This window comes from Marinomonas sp. THO17 (genome assembly GCF_040436405.1).
Classification (GTDB): domain Bacteria; phylum Pseudomonadota; class Gammaproteobacteria; order Pseudomonadales; family Marinomonadaceae; genus Marinomonas.
Genome location: NZ_AP031575.1, coordinates 1822332 through 1843527, shown reverse-complemented (window position 1 = coordinate 1843527; position 21196 = coordinate 1822332). Strand labels below are relative to the sequence as shown.

Below are 21196 nucleotides of genomic sequence, written 5' to 3'. Positions count from 1 at the left end.
CATTAAACTCCAGCGAACGAACTGATATCGAAGTCAGCAGACTCTGCAGCAATGTTTTGCAGGCCATCCAACAATTGTTTTGCATTGTTGGCAGATGTGTAGTTCACGACTCCCGGGATATTTAGTGCGTGGTCTTTACCGATACAGAACCCAAGTGTATGAACATTCACTGGCGACGCGTTTGTGATTTGTCTAACCATATCCTTCATTAAATCCGAATCACTCGCTTGTCCATCGGTAATGACAACTAAATGGTACTCGCCGTAACCTTGTTGAACAATGCCTTGAGATTTCAGCGCTGAGTAGCCTTTTCGCAAAGCTTCACCTAGTGGCGTTCCTGAACCAGTCGACACAGTTTGGATTGCTCGTTTGAGGCTGGCTGGGTCGTTTTGACCGAGCGAAACTGCTTCTCGACGCCCTTGAGAGTCAAAAATGTACATGCCGACGTTGACATCACGAGCGAGATTATCGAAAAACGTTCTTATAGCTTTTTGCGCAACATTGATTTTTGCCCCGTCATTTTCACAACTTGCTTCGGCCATAGAGCCAGAGCCATCAAAAATAATGTAGAAGTTTTTCTGCAATTTATTCTCGGCAAACACACTGTTTTCACTGATGTTTCCAGGCCATGAGTGGTCGGTTCCTCTCATGCCATAAAGTGCAGTGGTATCTTGCATTGCAGTTTTGAAAGCTGACGGACTTTCTTGTCCACAACCCACTAATGATATGGGTACTATGCTGGCCGCAACCATGCTGCAGAGAGTCTTTTTAAATAGTTTCATGCTAATCCCCTTATAGCGGTGAGAACACTGATTCTTCGGCTTCAACTTGCAATATGCGGAACACAACGCGCATATTTGATAGCCATTCTTGTTCAGTTTTCGGTGGGCAAGGGTCAACGCCACAGATACCGGTGTTAGGCATTTCAATACCGTGACCGATAAGGCCAAATTGTGATTCATCCATGACAGTGCCTTTTTCATTCGACATGAAATCGATAATGGCTTGCTTTACTTGGTTAGCGCGAGTCAAAGAAAGGTTGCGTGCACTCGTTTTGATCTGATTAAGGACAAATGGTTGCTCACCTTCTTTCTTCTTCCGCAAATATCCCAGTGGGTCAGAATGGCCTTCTATCGTTAGGATTGCGCCACCATAAGTGCTCGCCATTTCAAACACCTTTTGGAATTCGGCTGAATACAGACTGGAGTCAAAGACTTGTTGGTTCGGACGGAAATACACCTCGAATTCGAAAATCGTGGCATTATCCAGTCCACCTTGTCTTTGTCTATTTTCGATGACTCGTGTCACTTCGTTTTGGTCAAACTTCGGTTTCTCAGGTTGAATCGTGCTTACGCCAGAAGCTAACAAGGCAAAATTTAAGTCCGCTTTTGCTACAGGTCCCGCCGAAGAAACGATCCCCATTGCTATCACACCACTCGCTGACTCCTTTACGATGTTCTCAAAATTGCGGAAGTTATTGGCATTCTGAAAAAACTGTACATTTTGAGTAAAGCCAGAAATTTCGGCATCTAACAATAAGCCTTCTGTATCAGCAATTGCATCTGGTGCATCAAGTAAAATTCCAGCCGATGCTCGCATCAATGCTTGATATTCAGAACCTTTTGTTGACGCGAGAGATTGAAGGTTTTCTTGCGCCTTGAACAACGAAGCTGCTAATGCCTCAACTTCTTGCTTATTGCGCTCAAAGTAATCACTGCGCACAGCATATACATCGACGATAACGCGGTTAGCTGTCTTCGTGGATAACAATATTTTGGCGCCCTTAATAGACGTTTCAGAACCATCCCCAACGCCGCCGCCAGATGTCATGGCCAAAGCATCTGGAATAATGACAAAGGCTGCGTCGACGTTTTGTGCTCTAAACGCTTCCATCGGCGTTTCGCGTGTACCCGTTAGATCTTTAGTAAACACAAAGTTAATATCTGACAGCTTACAGCCTGCATCAGTTAATACTTTATTCGCGTAGTTTAAGTGAGGGCCATCATAGTTCATGGCAATCGTTTTGCCACACAGATCACTTGGACGCTGGATATTGGATTTAGCGACCAGCGCATCGCCGCCTGCTGACCAAGTCAGTTGATAAAACACAGTTGGAGTAAGTGCATCGTTACCCTTAACCGCAGATGCCGCCATGTTGATCATACTCATAGTTCCGCGCAAGTAAGGCGTATTACCTTCTAGGTAATCACGTAACTGGTTTTCAAACACGTCTACTCGCTTGAGTTTGAACGCTAGTCCTGCATCGGCAAAGATAGATCCAGGTTGAGTTACCGCCTGGTTTCCGTTCGCGAGTATCGTTGCTATATCGCCGCCCCAGGTAATAATGGGAAGATCATACGGTCCTGATTTAAGGTTTTTCGGTGCCGGTAATTGGCGCTCTTCTACCGGTTGTACTGTTATATCCGTAACAGCGTTTACCAGCATTGGTACGCTTGCTAAACATGCGATTAAAAGTCGTTTCATAGTGTCTTCCTTAAGGTGTCATAAAGCTATCAGGATGCTTTAAGTTAAATTCTTCTAGATGTTGCAAAATATCTGGGTCAAATGCGTTCTTGCGCACTTGTGTGATCAATTCGATAAATTTGAGGTCATCCTTTGTTGTTGATTTGACCTCTTTATCCAAGAGGTGATCCTCGACAATCTTTGCGCTCGAATAACTGTTGTATTGACTCAGTGCAATCAGCCGGGTACCGACAAAACACGCTTCTTCTAACGAATGCGTCACGAATAGAACGGTTAATTTAAGTGATTCCCACAGTTCCAGCAGAAAAACTTGGAGTTCTTCACGTGTATCGGGATCCAATGCTCCGAAGGGTTCATCCATTAGCAGCAATTTGGGTTCTGCAATCAGTGTCTGCGTGATTGCAACACGCTGTTGCATACCACCGGACAGTTGGTCGGGATACTTATCAGCAGCGTTGTCTAGTCTGACACGCTTCAAAAAGTACATTGCTCGTTCAACCATCTCGGCTTTATTGGCTTTCTTACCATTTATGCCAAGGTATTTTGGGCCTAACATGACGTTCTCTAGCACCGTTAGGTGAGGGAATAAACTGTACTTTTGATAGACGACACCTCGGCTTGGTTCTGGTCCTATCACTGGCTTTCCGTCGAAAAGAATACTGCCCGAATCAGGCAGTTCTTGACCTAGTAACAGGCGAAGTAGGGTGCTTTTACCACAACCAGACGGCCCAACGACTGAGCAAAATTCACCTTCTTGAATTTTCAAATCGATATCTTTCAGTATTACTTTCCCGTCATACCCTTTATAGACATCTTCTATATGGATAATGTGCTCACTGCTCATAACTGCCTCCATATACCTGCTTGGTTAAATCAAATTGTTCCTGCCAAAATTCACGTCGATGCGTAAGATTTTCAATGTCAGCCACCTCGCAAACACCCAACTCGACAGCGCAGCGGAAGAAAGAATCGGTTGGGATCCCTTCGTTAATACTGACGACCACGCAACCTTTTAAACAAGGTGAACCAGCATCGATAGTTTCCTTGAATGACTGATGGTTTATCTCTTCAAGTACTTGATTGATATATTTCCTATCTGGAGGACTGTGCCAATCCATACCAACATCATTCATCACTTGTGAGTAGTTCATATAGACCCCTTTGCTCGCACACAAGTCGACATTATGTTTAATTCGAGCTCTACGACGCTCTTTTTCTTCAAGCAAAGATTTTAAAGAGCCAGCTTCAACACCTGCCCATGATTTGCGGTCTGGCTCAATTACAAAGAACGTCTTGGCATTTAACTTACCTTCTCGGATGCGCAACTTCATTGTTTGAGTTGTCACTCCAAGAACACTAGAAGCCGCAGCCATTGGAACAAACTCAGTAGAGGTTTCTGTTACCGAGTCAGATAGTAAATAGGCCCTTAACTCTCTCGTTGCGTCATTGGGTATAAGTTTGTTCACCACGTTTTCTATCACTCACGAAATACATACCATCACCTTACACATCGACATGCAATAACACAACAAAATAAAATGCAATTATTGAAAATGCAGTTACTGTAAATGCGGTGATCAAAAAAGACGATGTTGTTAGTGTAAGGTTAAAAGCCGCACATAGTCTTTATGTGAACTTTTCCGAAGTTTGTGAGATTAAATTTAAATAATTTGTATAAAGGCTGGTGCTTGGAGTTGCAAGCTTGATTTTAGTTTTCCGTTAACAATAAGTGTTCAATTCCTTTGAGTTAAAAATTTAACTTATTTTGGTAAAAAGACAACCTTTATTTAGTCCTAGTGTCAAAAGCGGTGCTTTTTGATTAAAACTACTAATTTCTGAACCTGATATTAATGATTTGTAATTAGAGCGTATTGATCTTTGTGGTATGAAAAGTAATCAGCAATTGGGTCGTTTATAATGATTTCGCCAAAAAAAATTTAACTTTCCCAAATGCCGAGACTCATGCTAACAGATGATAGCTGGAAACTGCTATCGAGAATCATGTTTTTAACAGGTCGAATTTATAATAAACCTGAACACCGAATGACACTTGAATACCCTTGATATTTTGGGGATGGAATTTATGGCAAATAACGGCCAAAAATAAACGATTACACTGGATCTATTTGTTATCTGGTATTGTTTTTATGTCGTACTTTTGTCTACCAATCTCTACGAAGCAATATTTTTTGCAAGGGTTGCTTTTTGGTGGGCTGCTTTATATTCCTTTTTATCTGCTTATGATCACTGTTGTATCAATGTTTAAAATTGGGATTAGTCGACGAAAAAAAGCCTAAGAAATAAATAAGGTATGAACAATACTGGTCCCGCAAAGCGGGGCTACTTGTTTTACTCTGCCAAAAAAATCAATTACTTGTTGTAGCCTGTAATGGTGTAAGGCGTCCCAATCTCAAACCCAGCTTGTTCAAGCCAAAATCCCCATAAATTAATCCAAGAAATTTTACGCCAAGCGCCTGCGCCGTTATCGTTTTTTAAAGGCGGGTGGCCAGTGGAAGTGGATTGCATATTGGTCTGTCTAGTCTTATTGAGTTTGTAACAGATGGCATTAATGGGGAAGTGGACAAGTTCATTTAATCTTTTTCGTCAACTGCCTAGGTTTTTTCATCAGAACATTTTTCAATAGCCTTTCCTTGGCATTAAAACGTTACCGTGACGGTTAATGAGGATGCGCCCGAGGTGGTGTCTCCGATACAAAGAGAAGAAACAGAACAGACACCAGAGCCAGCCTAAAGCTTCTGGGATGCCGTTCAAACTGTGTTAGACTTTGCTGGAATAGGCATCTTTGACTACGTGGCTATTGCACAAAAGGGATTGACTCAGGACGAAATCAATAATATGTCGCCTGTCGACCTCTTGAAATATTTTGGGGGAACGGTTTTGTAAAATGGTGATGGTCAAAGTTTTTACTTTGGCCCTGATAGTCGGATGTCTCAGTTATTCAGCCAAGGAAAAGGTGCGCAGGCTTTTGAAAAATTCGTCTATGACAAATTTGGAGGTAGCTTGACCACTAGCGATAGTGTCGATGATTATGCTTATAGATTTAATACTCCGCGTTTCTTCGGAACAGCTAATTTTGCTGAATATGTAGTTGGCAGTTGACTTCTAAGGTGAAAATGAAATACCTAATTGTATTACCTCTTTTGCTTTGTGCTGGGTGTGAAATTATTTCTTATGATCGCACCAATGAGGATATTGCCAGTGAAATATCTGGCCAGTGTTTTATGACATTAAAAAGCTCTTTTTCATACGCAAGATGTGGATCAGAGAGAATTAAAGTGGGCTTCTTTGGAGCGACTGCCTGCTTGCCTAAAGATAAAAAGGAGCTTGAAATGAAAATGGCTTTGCCTCAATGCTCGTCAGGATTTTCATTGCTAGCGAAGGTATGTGATGACAACTATATTGCAATGTACGAAGTTGGGACATCTTTCATGGTTAAGAAAGTAATTAGCAAAGCAATGGGGGAGACTGGGCGACACTGGTTTATTTTGGGCAATATGAAAGGCAGTGTGCAAAGTGTTGAAATGCCTTCTAAGTGGTTTAGGCCCTATTGGGTAACGGACGAAAATATAACAATTAATCCCGAGTATCTTGCGCCTTGTTCTAAATAACTAGATTGAATAGTTCATCCTTTCAAAACCAATTGATTGGTTTTGTGTTACTTGTCTTTTCAAAACACTTAACATGATGCTCCCAAATAAAATGTTCGTAGATTTAATGTCGCATTAGGTAAGAATATGAATTTTCGATATTTAAGTGTCTTTTATTTTTTTTGTATATGTACAATTGCTGGATGTGCAGTGGGTCATAAAGATTACGTAAATTTTAAAAATAACATGATTGGTAAAAAACTACCTTATAGCAAACCTTTTAAGTTTGAGAACTCGGGTGAGTTAGTAAGGGGGGACTTTGTTATTGCAGGTCAAGGTTTAACGCATATTACGAAAGACCATGCGGGTCACCTTATTTACCATATAAGTGATCAAGAGGTGCTACCCAACGCCAATATGAAAGCATGGGTAGGTCAGTGTTTAATTTATTATGTTGTGGATCCAGAGACCCATATTGTAAAAGCATGGGGATTTGATGAAGGCGGTAACCCTTTAAGTTGTAGGTCTTGGCCCTAGTCTAGTGCTCATGTAACCGCCTACTCACCTTTCAATCTTGTTATTGCGGGTCAGTGTTTAATTTATTATGTTGTGGATTCAGATACCTATATTGTAAAAGCATGGGGATTTGATGAAGGCGGTAACCTTTAACTTGTCTGTCTTGGTTCTTGATTCAAGGCGTTATAGTCACTGGCTTTTGTGTTTTGCTGTTTTACAAGTAAAACATAATCGTTTTTCAAACGGCTCAATCTGGAATTCATATAACAAGAGTGAGGCTCATGGATCAGCTGGGTTCAATGGGGTAGTTAATTGAAAGCTATATACGTCGTTAATCTACTAAGGTTTAGAAAGGTATATCATAGTGAGCTATGAAAAATTGAGATGTTTAAAGCCCTTTGTATGGTTACTCGCCTTTTCATTAGTCGGCTGTGCCACGCAGAAAAGCTTCAATAAGCCGTTTTCTAACCAGTCGGGTGCTAAGGTTGTGCCATCTTTGTGTCACTATAAGGCTGGGCCGGAGGAAATGTTATTATTTTATCTGAAAGATACGGTAGTAGAGGTGACCTTACGCTCTGATCAAATAGATGAAACATTACTTGTTTTTACACGTTCTAAAACATCCCATGCCACCATAAGTGATGATTTGCTGGTAAGTCATGACGGTAAAAAAGCCAAAATTTTGCTAACCAAGTACTCGAAATCTTCTTTGTTTTCCCCAAACGACTCAAATGATATTTACTTAAGCAGTGTCACTATAAGGGTGGCTGGTAAGTATCAGGATTTATTTACCCTGAGTGGGTTAACCATAACAAGTGATGGCGTAACCTATCTTGTAAAAGACATTGTTTTTGAGAAAGTGAGCGATGTTATTCTCACACCGTGGAACTGCTGATGATAAAGTCATTCATACCTATTATTGTTCTAGTATTATTGTCGGGTTGTACGAGTCACCTTGTTATTGAGAAAGGTGAGAGTATACAGGCTGATAACTGTGTCTATAAGAATGACAAGAGTGGCGTGCTGAGTGTTGCATGTGATGATGTCTCTGTAACACTGAAAACACTATATAGCCTAGTCGATAAAGAGCAAACTGGTGTACCGTTTCAGTTCAAAAATGTACATAGGGAGCTTGCTTTAGAAGTGACTGTTGAATCTACTAACTCGCTTCCGTTATTGATAAATGGTCGGGCAATGACAATCGATCAGCCGCTTCGACTACTTTCGCCTATCTTTCTTTCCTCAGAAAGTTCAACACAGACAATAAAGGCGCATTCGATCATCGAGCAGCAGGTCAAGAAAACTTTCTTGATAAAAGTTACTGAAGAGCTTCCTGTTACTTTGAATGGGTTGAAGGTTAGCTCAGGTGATAAGCAGTATGATTTTGATGGTATTCGTATACTACCAACAAGTACTTGTTATCTTATGTCTTGTGGAACTTATTAGTAATATAGATCTGCTAGCCACCGCTTTTCAAAAACCGTGTACTCATGTGTGGATAGATGGTAATTAAATGCCATAAAGTAACAGTCTGTTAGGTGAGATAGTGTACGACGTGTGTTTTTGGGATTGCGTGAGTTTTTGGAATCGCGTGATTTAAGGGAAATGTTTAATTGAGCATTTTGAATTTGTGGCGGATGGCATTGCGTGAAAAACAACTTTGGTTGTTTTGACTCATGTTCGTGCCTTTTATCGCGGGTTCGTTTGACCTTTATTGTCATATGCCTATGTTTTTTTCATCAGAATATTTTTCAATAGCTTTTCTTTGGCATTAAAACGTCACCGTGACCGTCAATGAGGATGCGCCCGAGGTGGTGTCTCCGATACAAAGAGAAGAAACAGAACAGACACCAGAGCCAGCCTACAGCTTCTGGGATTCCGTTCAAACTGTGTTAGACTTTGCTGGAATGGTGTCTGGGATAGGCATTTTTGCCGATGTGGCTAATGCACAAAAGGGGCAAACGGAGCCACATTTAATCAAGGATATTGGCGCATTGATAAACGACCCTGCAAAGTTTGCTCAATGTACGATAGATTGTGCAGCAGAAGTTTTGGATGTTAATACAGCAGCTAAAGCTGGGGTTGCTGCGTCCGGCCTTAATGTTTTACCAGCCGATGGGAAGCCTGGTGGAACAACACCGGGAACTTCACCAGCATCAAAGTTCTTTCGTAAAATATTTGGTAATCTTCGTTTTCCACGACGAGTGCCCGCGCCAACTTTGAAGCAAGGTATATCTGCAAGAACAGTTAAAGTTGGTACTTTTGCAGGTCGTGTTGTACCTATAGTCGGCACAGCATCGTTGTTCCCTGATGTTAGGGCATTGGATCAATGTGTTGCTACTTGTGTGAGACCGGGAGAATAATATTTGATGGATATACAGGAAGAGGTTATTAACTTTGTTGCTGATAAAACTGGCACCAAGCCTTCACAAATTACACCAGATACATTGATAAATGAGGAACTTGGTGTTGATGGTGATGATGGAAGTGAATTACTGACAGAGTTTTCGGAAAAGTTTGACGTTGATCTTACACCCATTAATGAAACATATTTTGGGTCAGAGGGATTTTCTTTAGGAGTTTTTGTTTGGCCTGTTTTGTTTTTATTAAATGCTCTAGGTTGGAAGCAGGAAATCTCTAAAGACACTGCGCCGTTGCCAGTAAAGGTTTTGATTGAATCAGCAAAAGCAAAAAAGTGGACTGCTAGTTAAAAATACTGTGCCAGCGTTAGCTGGCACAGTATCATCGTCTTACTCAGCCGTAAAAATCAATTGCTTGTTGTAGGCTGTAATGGTGTAGGTTGTGCCAATGGTAGAGCCAGCTCGCTCCAACCAAAATCCCCGTAAATTAATCCAAGAAATTTTACGCCAAGCGCCAGCGCCGTTACCGTTTTTTAACGGTGGGTAAGCAGTGGAATGTACCCTGGTCAGTCTAGTCTTATTGAGTTTGTAACGGATGGCATTGCGCGAAAAACAACTTTGGTTGTTTTGACTCATGTTCGTGCCTTTTATTAAAGATTCTTTTTTCATCAGAACATTTTTCAATAGCCTTTCTTTGACATTAAAACGTCACCGTGACGGTTAATGAAGATGCGCCCGAGGTGGTGTCTCCGATACAAAGAGAAGAAACAGAACAGACACCAGAGCCAGCCTACAGCTTCTGGGATTCCGTTCAAACTGTGTTAGACTTTGCTGGAATGGTGCCTGGGATAGGCATTTTTGCCGATGTGGCTAATGCAGGAATTTCGGTTGTTAGAGGGAACTTACCTGCCGCTGCTGCAAGATTAGCGTCGGCAGTGCCTGTTATTGGGCAAGCGGCCACAGCGACCAGACTGGGTGCGCAAGCGGTTAGGGTTGCAAAGAAGAGTGGAAGTAAGGCTCTAAGACCTGTTGGTAGCATCTTGCAAAGTGTTGTCGATGTGATGGCTAACCCGTAATTATTAAAAGGACTCAACCCTGCCCAATTAATGTCGAGGATAAATAAATCCGATAGCTGGGTTGTCGGAACAATGAAGAAAACTCGAAGTACAGATAAGGGTTTTACCTTAAGAGAGCTAAACAAAAAAGGTACAGATTATACTGACAGGTATATTCAGTATCACCCAGGAAGTCGAAGACATGTTGATGGCCAACCCTACTGGAAAGTATCCTCCGGTAGTGATGGAACAGTTCGGTTTCCTGTAAATGGAGTGTAAATTATGGATGCAGCTGCTGAGATTCTTCCAGCAAATAGCTTGGGTGGGTTTTCGTTAAGAAAAAAAATTGCTGATTATTCGGAGCTACTTGAGAGATATAACATCCTCAAAAAATTGAGATATGAGCAAGTGGATATTTACTCAACTAGGTATTCATTTGTTGGTTCTCCAATTGAGATTAATGTTGATACGCGTACAGGATTAATTTATAAAATTTCAGCTATTGAAGGTTACTCAGGAAAGCTAAATGACTTGATTGGCATAGGAAGTTCTGCAAGTGATATTCTTAAGTCAGGCCATGGCTTTTATTACGATGACTGTGATGAAGCAATACTATCCAAAGAGCTTGAAGGTGTTGCTATAGAGCTAAATGAAGATGATCCTTTGCCAGATGAAGTTGCGAGTTTAAGTGTTGAAGCCATTTCAATATTTGATCCTGAAGTATTCAAACCTCATTGATATGTTAAAAAGTCCGCATTCGCGGGCTTTTTAATGTGCGGCTTGCTGGATTATTGTATCTAACATCTCTATCACAAACTGCTGCTTCGCTCTTGGTAGCTGCCTGACCTGCTCGATCTGTTGCTGTAGCTTTGACGCAGGCCCGCGTTAATATGTCGCCTGTCGACCTCTTGAAATATTTTGGGGGAACGGTTTTGCAAAATGGTGATGGTCAAAGTCTTTACTTTGGCCCTGATAGTCGGATGTCTCAGTTATTCAGCCAAGGAAAAGGTGCGCAGGCTTTTGAAAAATTCGTCTATGACAAATTTGGAGGTAGCTTGACCACTAGCGATAGTGTCGATGATTATGCTTATAGATTTAATACTCCGCGTTTCTTCGGAACAGCTAATTTTGCTGAACATGTAGTTGGCAGTTGGGGAGGTAGGCAAGCCAGAGTCGTTGATCAACAAATTCTCTTCCGAGCTACAAACACTATGGGAGCTAGCTCATTTTTTTCAGGGAGATATACAGATCAGTGGTTTGGTTGGTCAATTGGCCCTAAAGCAAGTGATGTACATATGACGATAGAATGGACGTCACCAGTTAGGTAGTGAAAATGAAAATAACGTATTTAATATTTACGGCTTTGTTGCTGGTTGGGTGTGATAGTGGAGCCTTATGGGAAGATAAGCCATATCAGGTTTTATGGATTGATGTTACAGACAATAGAACCCTAAACTATGATCTTGGTGATGGTGGGTCTATTACTCGAATTAAGGCCAAAATTATTGCTGTGGGTAGTAACGATCATTACATAGTAGCTAAGCAAAAAGAGCCTGATACTGATGCGGTAGCTTACTATTATATTGAAAAAGACAATGATGATAAATTCGCTAATGGTGCATCTGGTCCATATAGCGAAGTTCAATTTCTAGAACTGAAAAAGAAATTTGATCTGCCAGAGTTTACAAAGACATTTAAATAAATAGGATAGGCACTCGTTAAAATTATTGAGTGCCTTTTTAGTTTTTACAATTCGCTAGTTAACACCAAACATCCCTCCATCACACTGACTTTCACAGGTGAATCAATCTCAAATCCCGCTTTGATTAACAAATGGCCTACCAGATGAATTTCACCAATGAGTGTGCGTTGGTGGCAGTTCTGGTGCAGTTGGTAGGAGTGATAAGCCTCTCTAATTTTTTGCTGATGTGGCTAATGCAGGAATTTCGGTTGTTAGAGGGAACTTACCTGCCGCTGCCGCAAGATTAGCGTCGGCAGTGCCTGTTATTGGGCAAGCGGCCACAGCGACGAGACTGGGTGCGCAAGCGGTTAGGGTTACAAAGGAAACAAATTATTTATATAGAGGAGTTTCAGCTAATCATCCAGCATTGAGCGCAGCTAAGAAAGGTGATGTAACACCAGGCAACGTTAATGGTATGGTTACTCCAGAAATGCATAATGCCGGCGGTCATGCTGGCAACAGTCCGTTCACTTCCTGGACTCGCGATCCAAACATCGCTGCCCAGCATGCGGCAAAGCATGGCGATGGTGGTGTGGTTCTTCGGGTACCGCAGGGAGCACCACCTAAAGGTTCCCAGTGGGGTTGGGAATGGTCTCCTGATATTTATGGTGAGCAGGAAGTGCTTATGCGAGGAGTTCGTTCCGGCGTGGAGGTATTAAAATGAGAGAATCAATTCTTTTACAGCTCAGCCTATTAACGGGTTCGTCGTGGGCAAATGCGATTATAGCGTTTATTGAGTCGAATGAGACTCAATTAGTTAGCGATCAACCCGGTAATTACACGGCTGGTGATTTGTTAGCAGAGCTAAAGATACGATCAAAGAGCGTCAGAGATTCTGGCATAGAGTCTGTAGGCATGATTGAGTTTCAGAACACCCTCGCAACACTTAGTGAAGATCAATTGATTCAAAACTACATTTTCAAGGGTGAGGGAAAAACGGGAATAGTTTATTTAGATGGCAAAGCTGAAAATGTACTCGGTGCAGTATTGGTTATTAGGTCATAAGTTTAGTAATTTAACCTACCAAAGGTAGGAGGTGACTCAATAACATTGTATCGTAAGGCGTTGCGCGAAAAACAACTTTGGTTGTTTTGACTCATGTTCGTGCCTTTTATTGCGGGTTCGTTTGATCTTTATTGTCATATGCCTATGTTTTTTTCATCAGAATATTTTTCAATAGCTTTTCTTTGGCATTAAAATGCTTGTTGCTAACAGGCTGCCACGCAGTGTTGAGCAGCAGTATTTTTGATAACCGTCCGAAGAGATAGCTTTATGAGTCGTTATCGACCGCCAGCGGCGCCGAAATCCAATTACATTACCCACGAAGGCGCGCAGATTTTGTTAAAAGAATTAAAGTATTTGTGGAAAGAGAAGCGCCCCGCGGTGACGGAATCGGTTCGAGAAGCGGCCGCGCAAGGGGATCGTTCGGAAAACGCAGAATACATCTATGGCAAAAAACAGCTGAGGGAGATTGATCGGCGTGTGCGATATTTAGAAAAGCGTCTGGATCATTGTAAGGTGGTAGATCGTATTCCTGATGATCAAAGCAAGGTGTTTTTTGGTGCCTGGGTGACGTTAGAAGATGACACTGGGCAACAAGAATGTTTTCGTATTGTTGGTCCGGATGAATTGGATCATCATGCGGATTACATCAGTATGGATTCGCCAGTGGCAAAAGCTTTGTTGAAAAAAGAAGAGGGTGATGAGGTGATGATTCGTCGTGCGCAAGGGGAAAAGCGCTATTGTATTGAACGTGTGGAATATCGCCCTATTATCCTATGACGATTTTATATGGCATGGCTCAGTGGCAGCATTCTGCTTGGGTGGATTGGTTGTATTCGTCTGCCGTGCCTAGCGGTGAGCGGCTGGCTGAATACGCCAAGGTCTTTTCCTCGGTCGAAGTGGGCAGCACTTTTTATGCGCCTGTGGCGGATCAGCAATTATTGCGTTGGTTTGATCAAGTGGGAGAAGACTTTCGCTTTTGTTTTAAGGTGCCGCAACAGATTTCCCATGCTTCAGAGCAACGGCCATGGCAAGCGATACGCGATGATTGGTTGTCTTTTCAAGATACTTTAGCGCCGCTTATGCCTAAGTTGGGAGCAAGCATGTTGCAATTGCCGGGGCGATTGTCGGCAGAGCGACTGCCTTATATTCAGGGGTTGCTGGAGGAGTGGCAGCTCAGTACCGCTTTAAGTGTTGAAGTACGCCATTTGGCGTTTTTTGATAAAGGCCAATGGGAAGGGGCGTTGTTGAGTCTCTTGTCTGATCATAATGTGGATCGAGTGGTAATGGATTCGCGTCCGGTTTTTTCAACGCCCGCCTATAATGACAGTCTGGTAGAAGCTCAACAAAAGAAACCACGAGTGCCCTGTCATCCGGTCGCAACGGCAAGCAACCCTGTGGTTCGCTATATTGGGCACCCTGATTTACCGCGTAATCATGTTTGGCTGGATCAATGGGCGGCAAAGATAAAACAATGGTTAGAGCAGGGCTTAAGTCCCACTGTGTTTGTGCATTCCTCTGACAATATCGCGGCGCCAACTTTGGCGTCTTGGTTGGACGATAAGTTGGTGGCCAATGGTGCTTTGACTGAGAAACAGCTGATTTTGCCTGATACGTTAGAGCAAATGAGTTTGATTTAGTCATTAATGTTTTATTTGAAACGAAGGAAGTAGCAATGTATTCCCTGGTATTTTATGTGCCTGCCAGTCATCTTGAGGCAGTGAAAAGCGCGGTTTTTGCCGCTGGCGCGGGCCGTATGGGGGAGTATGAGGCCTGTTGCTGGCAAGTGCTTGGGCAAGGGCAATTCCGTCCTAATGAAGGCGCTAACCCTTTTCTTGGTGAAATAGGGCAAGTTGAGCAAGTTGCAGAATATCGAGTGGAAATGGTGTTATTGGAAGAGTATAAAGACGCTGTGGTAAACGCATTACTGTCAGCACACCCTTATGAGGAAGTGGCCTATCATTTGATTCCGGTTAGTATTTAGTATTTAGTATTCTGGCACGGAATTAATGCGAATGATGTCTTCGTGGAAACCGTATTGGCCCGTTTTGTGATCCTCTATAAAGAATTCGAGGGTTTTGGTGACACTGCTAAAGGCCATATCATCCCAAGGGATCTCATCTAAAGCGAACAAGGCCACTTCCGAACTCTCTTCTGTTGGATGAAAGTCGTCTCTTTCTAACTCGGCAATATAGAACAAGTGTATTTGATTGATCTTGGGAATGCTGATCATGCTGAAGGCTTGTTTACAGTGAGCGATAGAGCCAGATTCTTCTAATGTCTCTCGTAAGGCTCCTTCGCTTGTTGTTTCTTGGTTTTCCATGAAGCCCGCAGGTAAGGTCCAGTAACCAAGGCGCGGCTCTATGCTGCGTCGACAAAGCAGTATTTTGCCTTGGTACAAGGGAATGGTGCCCGTTATGAGACGCGGATTGTCATAATCAATATGATGGCAACTTGGACATACTGCTCGAGGACGGTTGTCACCTGCTGGAATCATCATATCAACTTGGTGGCCGCATTTGGGGCAGTATCTCATCTATACATCCTTACCGCTTTAATTGAAGTTTGGCGTATTTCACCACTTTATCTTCAATTTCTTGGATTTCGATTAAGTAGTTTTCGACCCATAAGCTGATCGGATGCTCAGGGATAAATTCAAGTGTCTCTATGATCAAACCGTTGAGTGTTTTTGGTCCGTCAGTAGGTAAATGCCATTCTAAGGCTTTGTTGATCTCCCGTATGTGAGTTGAGCCTTCAATACGGAATGAGCCGTCATCCAAGGGTTTGATCTCTTCTTCTTCGTCTTGGGTTGGTGGAGTGAATTCGCCCACGATTTCTTCTAAGACGTCTTCTAGAGCCGCGATGCCTTGTACGTCACCATATTCATCAACCACTACCCCCATTTGCTGGTGGTCTTTCTGGAAATTAAGCAAAACCGTATTTAAGGACGTGCTTTCGGGGATGAAGTAAGGTTCTACAGTGGCTTTTAATAAGGCTGCTTTTGAGGGCGATGGGTCACGCAAGAACATGGCAGCGTGACGGGCGTGTAGTATGCCAATGACCTTGTTTATTTCGCCATTGTAAACTGGCATGCGAGTGTGACGAGTTTGACAAATTTGCTCAATGATCTCTTCGATGGAGTCTTCTATATCGATGCCAACCACTTCATTGCGAGGAATCATGATGTCTTCCACGGAGACTTTTTCTAAGTCTAAGATGGACAGTAGCATGTCCTGGTGGGCCGCAGGAATCAGCCCGCTGGCCTCGTTTACTACAGTGCGCAGCTCTTCTGTATCCAATGTGTCTTGATTGCTGTGATGGGATCGTACTCCTAAGATGCGCAGTAAACCGTTTGACAAGGTGTTGACTAGCACTACCAGTGGATAGAGTAATTTTAAAATGACAGCAAGAACCCAAGAAAAAGGAAAGGCTAATTTTTCTGGGTGGGTGGCGGCAAAGGTTTTTGGGGTGACTTCCGCAAAAATCAGAATAACCAATGTCAGTGCGCCGGTGGCGATGGCAACACCGGCATCGCCCCACAGCCTTACAGCAATAATAGTGGCAATAGCGGAAGCGAGTATGTTGACAAAGTTGTTGCCAATTAAAATAACGCCAATAAGGCGATCTGGACGTTCAAGTAGAGAGCTGACTTTGATAGCCGATTTGTGTTTGTTCTTTACGAGATGCTTGAGTCGGTATTTGTTTAACGACAGCATGCTGGTTTCTGAGCTTGAAAAAAAAGCGGAAAATAAAATCAAAAAAACCAAGATGCCGCCGAGCAAACTTAAGGGTATTTCGTTCAAAAAGGGATCGCCTCAATAATTAAGATAGTGGAATTATTAGTTCTTAAGAACGCACTGTCAAACATACTTTAATAGTTTTGTTTAGGGTTGCAGTATGATTTGCAATGCAATGCGACTACCAAAGTAGCCCAGCATCAATAAGAAAAATCCGCTGAGTGTCAGTTTTACTGCCAATTGACCGCGCCAACCTGCAATATGGCGACCGAGTAACAAGCCTGCGAAAACAAACCAAGACGCAATGGTAAAGAAAGTTTTGTGCACCAAATGCTGGGCAAACATATCTTCTATAAAGTAGAAGCCAGTGAAAATGGTGATGGTGAGTAAAATGAAGGCAGCCCAAATGAATTCAAACATCAATTGTTCTAGTACTTGCAAAGGCGGCACACGAAGCAGTTGTTTGAGCTTATGGTGTTTGAGTTGATACTCCTGCATGGAAAGTAGGATGCCAACCCCACAAGCGGTGGCAAATAAGCTGTAAGCGACTGAAGCAATTAAAATGTGCGCACTGGTGCCCCAAGAGTGGCTGTGTAATTGTTGTAAGTCCCAAGGCTGAATCGCGTTGAGTGCAATAATAGTAGCGCTTAAAGGAAAGGCGGTGCCAATCAGTAAGGATAAATCTTTATCGCGATTACTAAACCACAGCAGGGAGTTACCGATCAATGCGATGAGTAGACCTATGGTAAGGAAGTTAAAACCATCTTGATTGAGCAGTAATTGCATTAATGCAAAGGTATGAGAAGCAATGGTCAAGGCGCCAATCATTTGCGTAAAGCGATGATGTGGACGGAAATAATACACTGCACCCGCAATTAAACAGGCAATGCACGCTAACCATAGGGATATTTGAGTCATGAAACTGTGCTGTCCGCTTAGTAAAGGTATAGGGTGATACTCATTTATCCGTTATAATAAAACCAATTTCACCTTGGATAAACTGAAACGGTCGGTTTTTTTCCATTCTTGAGCCAAATTTGAGGGCAATATGTTCGACAATTTATCGGAACGCTTAACTTCCTCCTTAGATCGCATTCGAGGAAAAGCCAAATTAACCGAAGACAATATTAAAGATGTGTTGCGCGAAGTGCGCATGGCGCTATTGGAAGCGGACGTCGCTTTACCGGTTGTTAAAGACTTTATTGGGGCGGTAAAAGAAAGAGCCGTTGGTACGGAAGTCACCAAAAGTCTGAGCCCCGGGCAAGTCTTTCTTAAAATTGTTAAACAAGAATTAGAAACCGTTATGGGGCAGGCGAATGATGGCCTGAACCTGCGTGCTGCACGTCCTGCGGTTATCTTGATGGCGGGTCTACAAGGGGCAGGTAAAACCACGTCGACTGCCAAACTGGCAAAATACCTTAAAGAACGTGAGAAAAAGTCCGTTTCTGTGGTCAGTGCGGACGTATATCGCCCAGCCGCGATCAAACAGCTTGAAACCTTAGCGAATGAAATTGGCGTTGACTTTATCGCCAGTGATCTCTCACAAAAGCCAATCGACATTGCAAACAATGCCATTGATTATGCCCGTAAAGCGCACAAAGATGTGGTGATCGTCGATACCGCAGGTCGCTTGGCGATTGATGAAGACATGATGGGCGAAATCAAAGCCTTACATGCCGCAGTTAATCCTATTGAAACCTTGTTTGTTGTCGATTCTATGACAGGTCAAGATGCCGCCAATACGGCCAAGGCATTTGGTGATGTGCTGCCGTTGACAGGGGTGGTGTTGACCAAAACGGATGGTGATGCACGTGGTGGTGCCGCGCTTTCTGTGCGTCATATTACGGGTAAGCCAATTAAGTTCTTAGGTGTAGGTGAAAAAACCGATGCCTTGGAGCCTTTCCATCCAGATCGTCTCGCGTCGCGCATACTAGGAATGGGCGATATGCTTTCTTTGATTGAGGAAGCGGAACAAAAAATTGATAAGGATAAAGCCGAGAAGCTGGCCGGAAAGCTGAAAAAAGGCAAAGGCTTTGATTTGGAAGATTTCAAAGAACAATTGCAGCAGATGAAAAACATGGGTGGCATGAGCTCTATGTTGGACAAGTTACCGGGCATGGGGCAATTGGGCAATATTCAAGATCAAGTTGATGATAAGATGTTTGTGCGTATGGAGGCCTTGATCAATTCCATGACGCCAGCAGAACGTCGTAATCCTGATGTGATTAATGGATCGCGTAAAAAACGTATCTCGGCTGGTGCGGGTTTGCAAATTCAGGATCTGAATCGTTTGCTTAAGCAGCATAAACAAATGCAGAAGATGATGAAGAAATTCAGTAGTAAAGGCGGCATGAAAAAAATGATGCGAGGTCTTGGGGGGATGATGCCTGGTGGTCTTCCAGGTGGTGGATTTCCTAAGTTGTAAGCCTATTGGCTTGTTTTTTCTGACTTTAGCAAAAAAAGTACGATTTTTATTAACAGGGCGATTGATTCGCCCTTTTGTTTTTCTGCTTTATAGACTAGAATATGCCGCCTTCTTGTAGTATGAGTCAAAAAGGACTCGGCAAGAGGTGTTTCGTTAAGCAATAAGGAACCAATCATATGGTAACTATTCGTCTTTCTCGTGGTGGCTCTAAGAAGCGCCCATTCTATCACTTGAACGTGGCTGATAGCCGTCGTGCTCGTGATGGTCGTTATATCGAGCGTTTGGGTTTCTTTAATCCTATTGCTCGTGGTCAAGAAGAACGTTTACGCATCGATCTAGATCGTGTAAATCACTGGGTTAGCCAAGGCGCTCAGCTATCTGACCGTGCTGCTAAGCTTGTTAAAGAAGCCAGCAAAAACGCTTAATTCAGAGGTAGTGCTATGTCTAAGGTAAAGCAAGTGGCCGCTCCTGAGCAAGCCCTTGTGGTTGGACGCATTACATCTGTTTATGGTGTTAAAGGGTGGGTGAAGTTGTATTCACACACTGAACCGATGCAAGGAATCTTTGATTATAAGCATTGGTGGTTGAACACTCCAAGTGGGTGGAAAACCGTAGAGTTAGGCCAAGGTCGTCTGCAAGGGCGTGGTTTGGTTGCCTCGATAAAAGGCTACAGCGACAGAGATCAAGTAAAAGAGATTTGTGGTTTAGACATATATATCGATGCAAAAGATCTTCCTGAATTGGACGACGGTGATTTTTACTGGAGTCAGTTAGAAGGTCTTAGGGTAATTACCGAAGAGGGTGTCCTCTTGGGGAAGGTTTCTCAACTTATGGAAACCGGTGCGAATGATGTGATCGTTGTCCGTGCGTGTGAAGGAAGTTTTGATCGTGAAGAACGCCTGATTCCTTATGTACCAGAGACATATGTTCTAAATGTTGATTTGGAACAGCAAGAAATGCTGGTAAATTGGGATCCGGAATTTTAATCGATAAGCTGAGGTCAATTACGTGAAGGTAAGCGTTATATCGCTCTTTCCGGAAATGTTTCAAGCCATTACCCAATACGGCGTAACGGGCAGAGCCATTAAGTCTGGGTTGGTTGAGGTGGATTTTGTGAATCCCCGTGACTTTACTCATGACCGTCATAAGACTGTGGATGATCGACCTTATGGTGGTGGTCCTGGGATGTTGATGAAAGTTCAACCTCTCAAAGATGCGATTGTGAGTGCAAAACAAACTGTACCCAACGCAAAAGTTATTTATTTATCCCCTCAAGGGCGTACGCTAACGCAAGAAGGCGTGCAACAGCTTGCTAAACAAGCAGAATTTATTCTGGTAGCAGGTCGTTATGAAGGTGTTGATGAGCGTCTCATTCAGTCTGAGATTGATGAGGAGTGGTCCATCGGCGACTTTGTCCTAAGTGGTGGTGAGTTGCCGGCAATGGTGCTTATGGATGCTGTTTTTCGGATGGTTCCAGGTGTACTTGGAAAGCAGGCTTCAGCAGAGGAAGATTCGTTTGCTGATGGTTTGCTGGATTGTCCGCATTATACTCGCCCAGAAGTGCTTAATGGTGAGCCTGTGCCACCGGTACTGCTTAGTGGCAACCATGAGGAGATAAGACGCTGGCGCTTAAAGCAGAAGCTCGGAAGAACTTGGCAACGCCGGCCAGACCTTTTGCAGAACCTTGAGTTGGACAAGGAACAGCAAAAGTTGTTAGCAGAGTTTATTCGCGAAACTGAAGATTCAACCTCGGCAGAGTAGGAATTGCGAGCTTATCAGAGAAGAGCCTTCGATTTGATAAGAAACCATATTATTAGGAGTCACATCCATGAGTAATAAAACTAAACTGATTCAGCAGTTAGAAGCTGAACAAATGACAAAAGAAGTTCCAGCGTTTGCGCCTGGTGACACTGTTGTTGTTCAGGTTAAAGTTAAAGAAGGTTCACGTGAGCGTCTACAGGCCTATGAAGGTGTTGTAATCTCTAAGCGTAATCGTGGCTTGAACTCAGCATTCACTGTTCGTAAAATTTCTAGTGGTGTTGGTGTTGAGCGTGCTTTCCAAACTTACAGCCCATTGGTTGAGAGTATTGAAGTGAAACGCCGCGGTGATGTTCGTCAAGCTAAGATCTACTACTTGCGCGAGCGTTCTGGTAAATCTGCACGTATTAAAGAGAAGTTGGCTAAGCGCTAATACTTCTTCCTTAAAAAGGCGACGAGAGTCGCCTTTTTTTGTGGAACTAACCCCCCATCATATGGCCTAATAGAGAC

At 43.0% G+C, this 21196-nt stretch carries 31 protein-coding genes and 1 pseudogene; 22 read left to right on the top strand and 10 right to left on the bottom strand.

Going from position 1 to position 21196, the window contains the following annotated elements; translation table 11 throughout:
- Positions 1-2: 2 nt before the first annotated feature.
- The 4 genes from ABXS85_RS08745 to ABXS85_RS08730 are packed head-to-tail and all read right to left on the bottom strand — an operon-like array spanning position 3 to position 3965.
- A complete protein-coding gene (locus ABXS85_RS08745) occupies positions 3-782 on the bottom strand; it encodes a vWA domain-containing protein (RefSeq protein ID WP_353669640.1) in 780 nt (259 codons plus the stop codon).
- Between the two features lie 10 nt (positions 783-792).
- Complete coding sequence (locus ABXS85_RS08740; protein ID WP_353669639.1) at positions 793-2484, bottom strand: ABC transporter substrate-binding protein; 1692 nt, start codon at positions 2482-2484, stop codon at positions 793-795.
- Positions 2485-2494: 10 nt separating this feature from the next.
- A complete protein-coding gene (locus tag ABXS85_RS08735) occupies positions 2495-3328 on the bottom strand; it encodes an ABC transporter ATP-binding protein (protein WP_353669638.1) in 834 nt (277 codons plus the stop codon).
- Positions 3318-3965, bottom strand: a complete 648-nt coding sequence (locus tag ABXS85_RS08730) for a hypothetical protein (RefSeq protein ID WP_353669637.1) — start codon at positions 3963-3965, stop codon at positions 3318-3320. Before ABXS85_RS08730 ends, ABXS85_RS08735 begins: the two co-directional genes overlap by 11 nt.
- A gap of 469 nt (positions 3966-4434) precedes the next feature.
- On the opposite strand from ABXS85_RS08730, the pseudogene ABXS85_RS08725 reads away from it, so the two are divergent.
- A pseudogene (locus ABXS85_RS08725) lies at positions 4435-4539 on the top strand (IS5/IS1182 family transposase); the annotation flags it as partial.
- 315 nt (positions 4540-4854) lie between these two features.
- On the opposite strand, the gene ABXS85_RS08720 reads toward ABXS85_RS08725, so the two are convergent.
- Complete coding sequence (locus ABXS85_RS08720) at positions 4855-5010, bottom strand: SymE family type I addiction module toxin (protein ID WP_353669636.1); 156 nt, start codon at positions 5008-5010, stop codon at positions 4855-4857.
- Positions 5011-5430: 420 nt separating this feature from the next.
- Here ABXS85_RS08720 and ABXS85_RS08715 point away from each other — a divergent pair, with 420 nt between their 5' ends.
- From ABXS85_RS08715 to ABXS85_RS08685, 7 genes are all read left to right on the top strand, one after another.
- A complete protein-coding gene (locus tag ABXS85_RS08715; protein ID WP_353669635.1) occupies positions 5431-5604 on the top strand; it encodes a hypothetical protein in 174 nt (57 codons plus the stop codon).
- Between the two features lie 14 nt (positions 5605-5618).
- Complete coding sequence (locus ABXS85_RS08710; RefSeq protein WP_353669634.1) at positions 5619-6113, top strand: hypothetical protein; 495 nt, start codon at positions 5619-5621, stop codon at positions 6111-6113.
- A gap of 126 nt (positions 6114-6239) precedes the next feature.
- Positions 6240-6629 carry a hypothetical protein gene (locus tag ABXS85_RS08705; protein WP_353669633.1) on the top strand — a complete coding sequence of 130 codons (390 nt, stop codon included), beginning with the start codon at positions 6240-6242 and terminating at the stop codon, positions 6627-6629.
- A gap of 343 nt (positions 6630-6972) precedes the next feature.
- Positions 6973-7503, top strand: coding sequence for a hypothetical protein (locus ABXS85_RS08700; protein WP_353669632.1), 531 nt, complete (start codon positions 6973-6975; stop codon positions 7501-7503).
- A complete protein-coding gene (locus tag ABXS85_RS08695) occupies positions 7503-8054 on the top strand; it encodes a hypothetical protein (RefSeq protein WP_353669631.1) in 552 nt (183 codons plus the stop codon). The genes ABXS85_RS08700 and ABXS85_RS08695 overlap by 1 nt, the downstream gene beginning before the upstream one ends.
- Before the next feature lie 338 nt (positions 8055-8392).
- Positions 8393-8971 (top strand): hypothetical protein, encoded by a 579-nt coding sequence (locus ABXS85_RS08690; protein WP_353669630.1) that lies wholly within the window; start codon positions 8393-8395, stop codon positions 8969-8971.
- A 6-nt stretch (positions 8972-8977) separates the two neighbouring features.
- On the top strand, positions 8978-9319 hold the full coding sequence (locus tag ABXS85_RS08685; RefSeq protein WP_353669629.1) for a DUF1493 family protein: 342 nt from the start codon (positions 8978-8980) through the stop codon (positions 9317-9319).
- 39 nt (positions 9320-9358) lie between these two features.
- On the opposite strand, the gene ABXS85_RS08680 is transcribed toward ABXS85_RS08685, so the two are convergent.
- On the bottom strand, positions 9359-9604 hold the full coding sequence (locus ABXS85_RS08680) for a SymE family type I addiction module toxin (protein ID WP_353669628.1): 246 nt from the start codon (positions 9602-9604) through the stop codon (positions 9359-9361).
- A gap of 77 nt (positions 9605-9681) precedes the next feature.
- On the opposite strand from ABXS85_RS08680, the gene ABXS85_RS08675 reads away from it, so the two are divergent.
- The 4 genes from ABXS85_RS08675 to ABXS85_RS08660 all read left to right on the top strand — a co-directional run bounded on the left by ABXS85_RS08675 (position 9682) and on the right by ABXS85_RS08660 (position 11725).
- On the top strand, positions 9682-10044 hold the full coding sequence (locus ABXS85_RS08675) for a hypothetical protein (protein WP_353669627.1): 363 nt from the start codon (positions 9682-9684) through the stop codon (positions 10042-10044).
- A 261-nt stretch (positions 10045-10305) separates the two neighbouring features.
- Positions 10306-10761 (top strand): hypothetical protein, encoded by a 456-nt coding sequence (locus ABXS85_RS08670; protein WP_353669626.1) that lies wholly within the window; start codon positions 10306-10308, stop codon positions 10759-10761.
- A gap of 152 nt (positions 10762-10913) precedes the next feature.
- On the top strand, positions 10914-11351 hold the full coding sequence (locus ABXS85_RS08665) for a hypothetical protein (RefSeq protein WP_353669625.1): 438 nt from the start codon (positions 10914-10916) through the stop codon (positions 11349-11351).
- A gap of 5 nt (positions 11352-11356) precedes the next feature.
- On the top strand, positions 11357-11725 hold the full coding sequence (locus ABXS85_RS08660) for a hypothetical protein (RefSeq protein ID WP_353669624.1): 369 nt from the start codon (positions 11357-11359) through the stop codon (positions 11723-11725).
- Positions 11726-11769: 44 nt separating this feature from the next.
- On the opposite strand, the gene ABXS85_RS08655 is transcribed toward ABXS85_RS08660, so the two are convergent.
- Entirely contained in the window at positions 11770-11874 is a 105-nt protein-coding gene (locus tag ABXS85_RS08655) for a SymE family type I addiction module toxin (RefSeq protein ID WP_353669768.1), read from the bottom strand.
- A 77-nt stretch (positions 11875-11951) separates the two neighbouring features.
- Here ABXS85_RS08655 and ABXS85_RS08650 point away from each other — a divergent pair, with 77 nt between their 5' ends.
- From ABXS85_RS08650 to ABXS85_RS08630, 5 genes are all read left to right on the top strand, one after another.
- Positions 11952-12428, top strand: a complete 477-nt coding sequence (locus ABXS85_RS08650) for a hypothetical protein (protein ID WP_353669623.1) — start codon at positions 11952-11954, stop codon at positions 12426-12428.
- Entirely contained in the window at positions 12425-12769 is a 345-nt protein-coding gene (locus ABXS85_RS08645; RefSeq protein ID WP_353669622.1) for a hypothetical protein, read from the top strand. Before ABXS85_RS08650 ends, ABXS85_RS08645 begins: the two co-directional genes overlap by 4 nt.
- Positions 12770-13036: 267 nt before the next feature.
- Positions 13037-13546: a transcription elongation factor GreB gene (gene greB / locus ABXS85_RS08640; RefSeq protein WP_353669621.1), complete on the top strand. Its 510-nt coding sequence runs from the start codon at positions 13037-13039 to the stop codon at positions 13544-13546.
- Entirely contained in the window at positions 13543-14406 is an 864-nt protein-coding gene (locus ABXS85_RS08635; RefSeq protein ID WP_353669620.1) for a DUF72 domain-containing protein, read from the top strand. The genes greB and ABXS85_RS08635 overlap by 4 nt, the downstream gene beginning before the upstream one ends.
- A 35-nt stretch (positions 14407-14441) precedes the next feature.
- Positions 14442-14750: an NGG1p interacting factor NIF3 gene (locus ABXS85_RS08630; protein ID WP_353669619.1), complete on the top strand. Its 309-nt coding sequence runs from the start codon at positions 14442-14444 to the stop codon at positions 14748-14750.
- Between the two features lie 3 nt (positions 14751-14753).
- Here ABXS85_RS08630 and ABXS85_RS08625 read toward each other — a convergent pair whose 3' ends face one another.
- The 3 genes from ABXS85_RS08625 to ccsA all read right to left on the bottom strand — a co-directional run bounded on the left by ABXS85_RS08625 (position 14754) and on the right by ccsA (position 17421).
- Positions 14754-15302: an NUDIX hydrolase gene (locus tag ABXS85_RS08625; protein ID WP_353669618.1), complete on the bottom strand. Its 549-nt coding sequence runs from the start codon at positions 15300-15302 to the stop codon at positions 14754-14756.
- Between the two features lie 10 nt (positions 15303-15312).
- Complete coding sequence (locus ABXS85_RS08620) at positions 15313-16569, bottom strand: HlyC/CorC family transporter (protein WP_353669617.1); 1257 nt, start codon at positions 16567-16569, stop codon at positions 15313-15315.
- Between the two features lie 81 nt (positions 16570-16650).
- Positions 16651-17421, bottom strand: coding sequence for a cytochrome c biogenesis protein CcsA (gene ccsA / locus ABXS85_RS08615; protein WP_353669616.1), 771 nt, complete (start codon positions 17419-17421; stop codon positions 16651-16653).
- A 130-nt stretch (positions 17422-17551) separates the two neighbouring features.
- Between ccsA and ffh the strand changes: the two genes are divergently transcribed.
- The 5 genes from ffh (at position 17552) to rplS (ending at position 21119) form a co-directional block, all read left to right on the top strand.
- On the top strand, positions 17552-18928 hold the full coding sequence (ffh, locus tag ABXS85_RS08610) for a signal recognition particle protein (protein WP_353669615.1): 1377 nt from the start codon (positions 17552-17554) through the stop codon (positions 18926-18928).
- A 176-nt stretch (positions 18929-19104) separates the two neighbouring features.
- Positions 19105-19353 (top strand): 30S ribosomal protein S16, encoded by a 249-nt coding sequence (gene rpsP / locus ABXS85_RS08605; protein WP_353669614.1) that lies wholly within the window; start codon positions 19105-19107, stop codon positions 19351-19353.
- Between the two features lie 15 nt (positions 19354-19368).
- Positions 19369-19914, top strand: coding sequence for a ribosome maturation factor RimM (gene rimM / locus ABXS85_RS08600; protein ID WP_353669613.1), 546 nt, complete (start codon positions 19369-19371; stop codon positions 19912-19914).
- A 22-nt stretch (positions 19915-19936) separates the two neighbouring features.
- Positions 19937-20689, top strand: a complete 753-nt coding sequence (trmD, locus tag ABXS85_RS08595) for a tRNA (guanosine(37)-N1)-methyltransferase TrmD (RefSeq protein WP_353669612.1) — start codon at positions 19937-19939, stop codon at positions 20687-20689.
- Between the two features lie 67 nt (positions 20690-20756).
- On the top strand, positions 20757-21119 hold the full coding sequence (gene rplS, locus ABXS85_RS08590) for a 50S ribosomal protein L19 (RefSeq protein WP_353669611.1): 363 nt from the start codon (positions 20757-20759) through the stop codon (positions 21117-21119).
- Positions 21120-21196 lie beyond the last annotated feature (77 nt).

Bases quoted from the DNA above. Each gene is read 5' to 3' on its own strand.
- rpsP (WP_353669614.1), top strand. From the start codon at position 19,105: ATGGTAACTATTCGTCTTTCTCGTGGTGGCTCTAAGAAGCGCCCATTC.
- rimM (WP_353669613.1), top strand. From the start codon at position 19,369: ATGTCTAAGGTAAAGCAAGTGGCCGCTCCTGAGCAAGCCCTTGTGGTT.
- ABXS85_RS08745 (WP_353669640.1), bottom strand. From the start codon at position 782: ATGAAACTATTTAAAAAGACTCTCTGCAGCATGGTTGCGGCCAGCATA.
- ABXS85_RS08645 (WP_353669622.1), top strand. From the start codon at position 12,425: ATGAGAGAATCAATTCTTTTACAGCTCAGCCTATTAACGGGTTCGTCG.
- ABXS85_RS08720 (WP_353669636.1), bottom strand. From the start codon at position 5,010: ATGCAATCCACTTCCACTGGCCACCCGCCTTTAAAAAACGATAACGGC.
- ABXS85_RS08715 (WP_353669635.1), top strand. From the start codon at position 5,431: ATGTCTCAGTTATTCAGCCAAGGAAAAGGTGCGCAGGCTTTTGAAAAA.
- ABXS85_RS08740 (WP_353669639.1), bottom strand. From the start codon at position 2,484: ATGAAACGACTTTTAATCGCATGTTTAGCAAGCGTACCAATGCTGGTA.
- ccsA (WP_353669616.1), bottom strand. From the start codon at position 17,421: ATGACTCAAATATCCCTATGGTTAGCGTGCATTGCCTGTTTAATTGCG.
- rplS (WP_353669611.1), top strand. From the start codon at position 20,757: ATGAGTAATAAAACTAAACTGATTCAGCAGTTAGAAGCTGAACAAATG.
- ABXS85_RS08670 (WP_353669626.1), top strand. From the start codon at position 10,306: ATGGATGCAGCTGCTGAGATTCTTCCAGCAAATAGCTTGGGTGGGTTT.
- ABXS85_RS08695 (WP_353669631.1), top strand. From the start codon at position 7,503: ATGATAAAGTCATTCATACCTATTATTGTTCTAGTATTATTGTCGGGT.
- ABXS85_RS08630 (WP_353669619.1), top strand. From the start codon at position 14,442: ATGTATTCCCTGGTATTTTATGTGCCTGCCAGTCATCTTGAGGCAGTG.
- ABXS85_RS08705 (WP_353669633.1), top strand. From the start codon at position 6,240: ATGAATTTTCGATATTTAAGTGTCTTTTATTTTTTTTGTATATGTACA.
- ABXS85_RS08735 (WP_353669638.1), bottom strand. From the start codon at position 3,328: ATGAGCAGTGAGCACATTATCCATATAGAAGATGTCTATAAAGGGTAT.
- ABXS85_RS08680 (WP_353669628.1), bottom strand. From the start codon at position 9,604: ATGAGTCAAAACAACCAAAGTTGTTTTTCGCGCAATGCCATCCGTTAC.
- ABXS85_RS08625 (WP_353669618.1), bottom strand. From the start codon at position 15,302: ATGAGATACTGCCCCAAATGCGGCCACCAAGTTGATATGATGATTCCA.
- ABXS85_RS08710 (WP_353669634.1), top strand. From the start codon at position 5,619: ATGAAATACCTAATTGTATTACCTCTTTTGCTTTGTGCTGGGTGTGAA.
- ABXS85_RS08685 (WP_353669629.1), top strand. From the start codon at position 8,978: ATGGATATACAGGAAGAGGTTATTAACTTTGTTGCTGATAAAACTGGC.
- ABXS85_RS08635 (WP_353669620.1), top strand. From the start codon at position 13,543: ATGACGATTTTATATGGCATGGCTCAGTGGCAGCATTCTGCTTGGGTG.
- greB (WP_353669621.1), top strand. From the start codon at position 13,037: ATGAGTCGTTATCGACCGCCAGCGGCGCCGAAATCCAATTACATTACC.
- ffh (WP_353669615.1), top strand. From the start codon at position 17,552: ATGTTCGACAATTTATCGGAACGCTTAACTTCCTCCTTAGATCGCATT.
- ABXS85_RS08665 (WP_353669625.1), top strand. From the start codon at position 10,914: ATGTCGCCTGTCGACCTCTTGAAATATTTTGGGGGAACGGTTTTGCAA.
- ABXS85_RS08660 (WP_353669624.1), top strand. From the start codon at position 11,357: ATGAAAATAACGTATTTAATATTTACGGCTTTGTTGCTGGTTGGGTGT.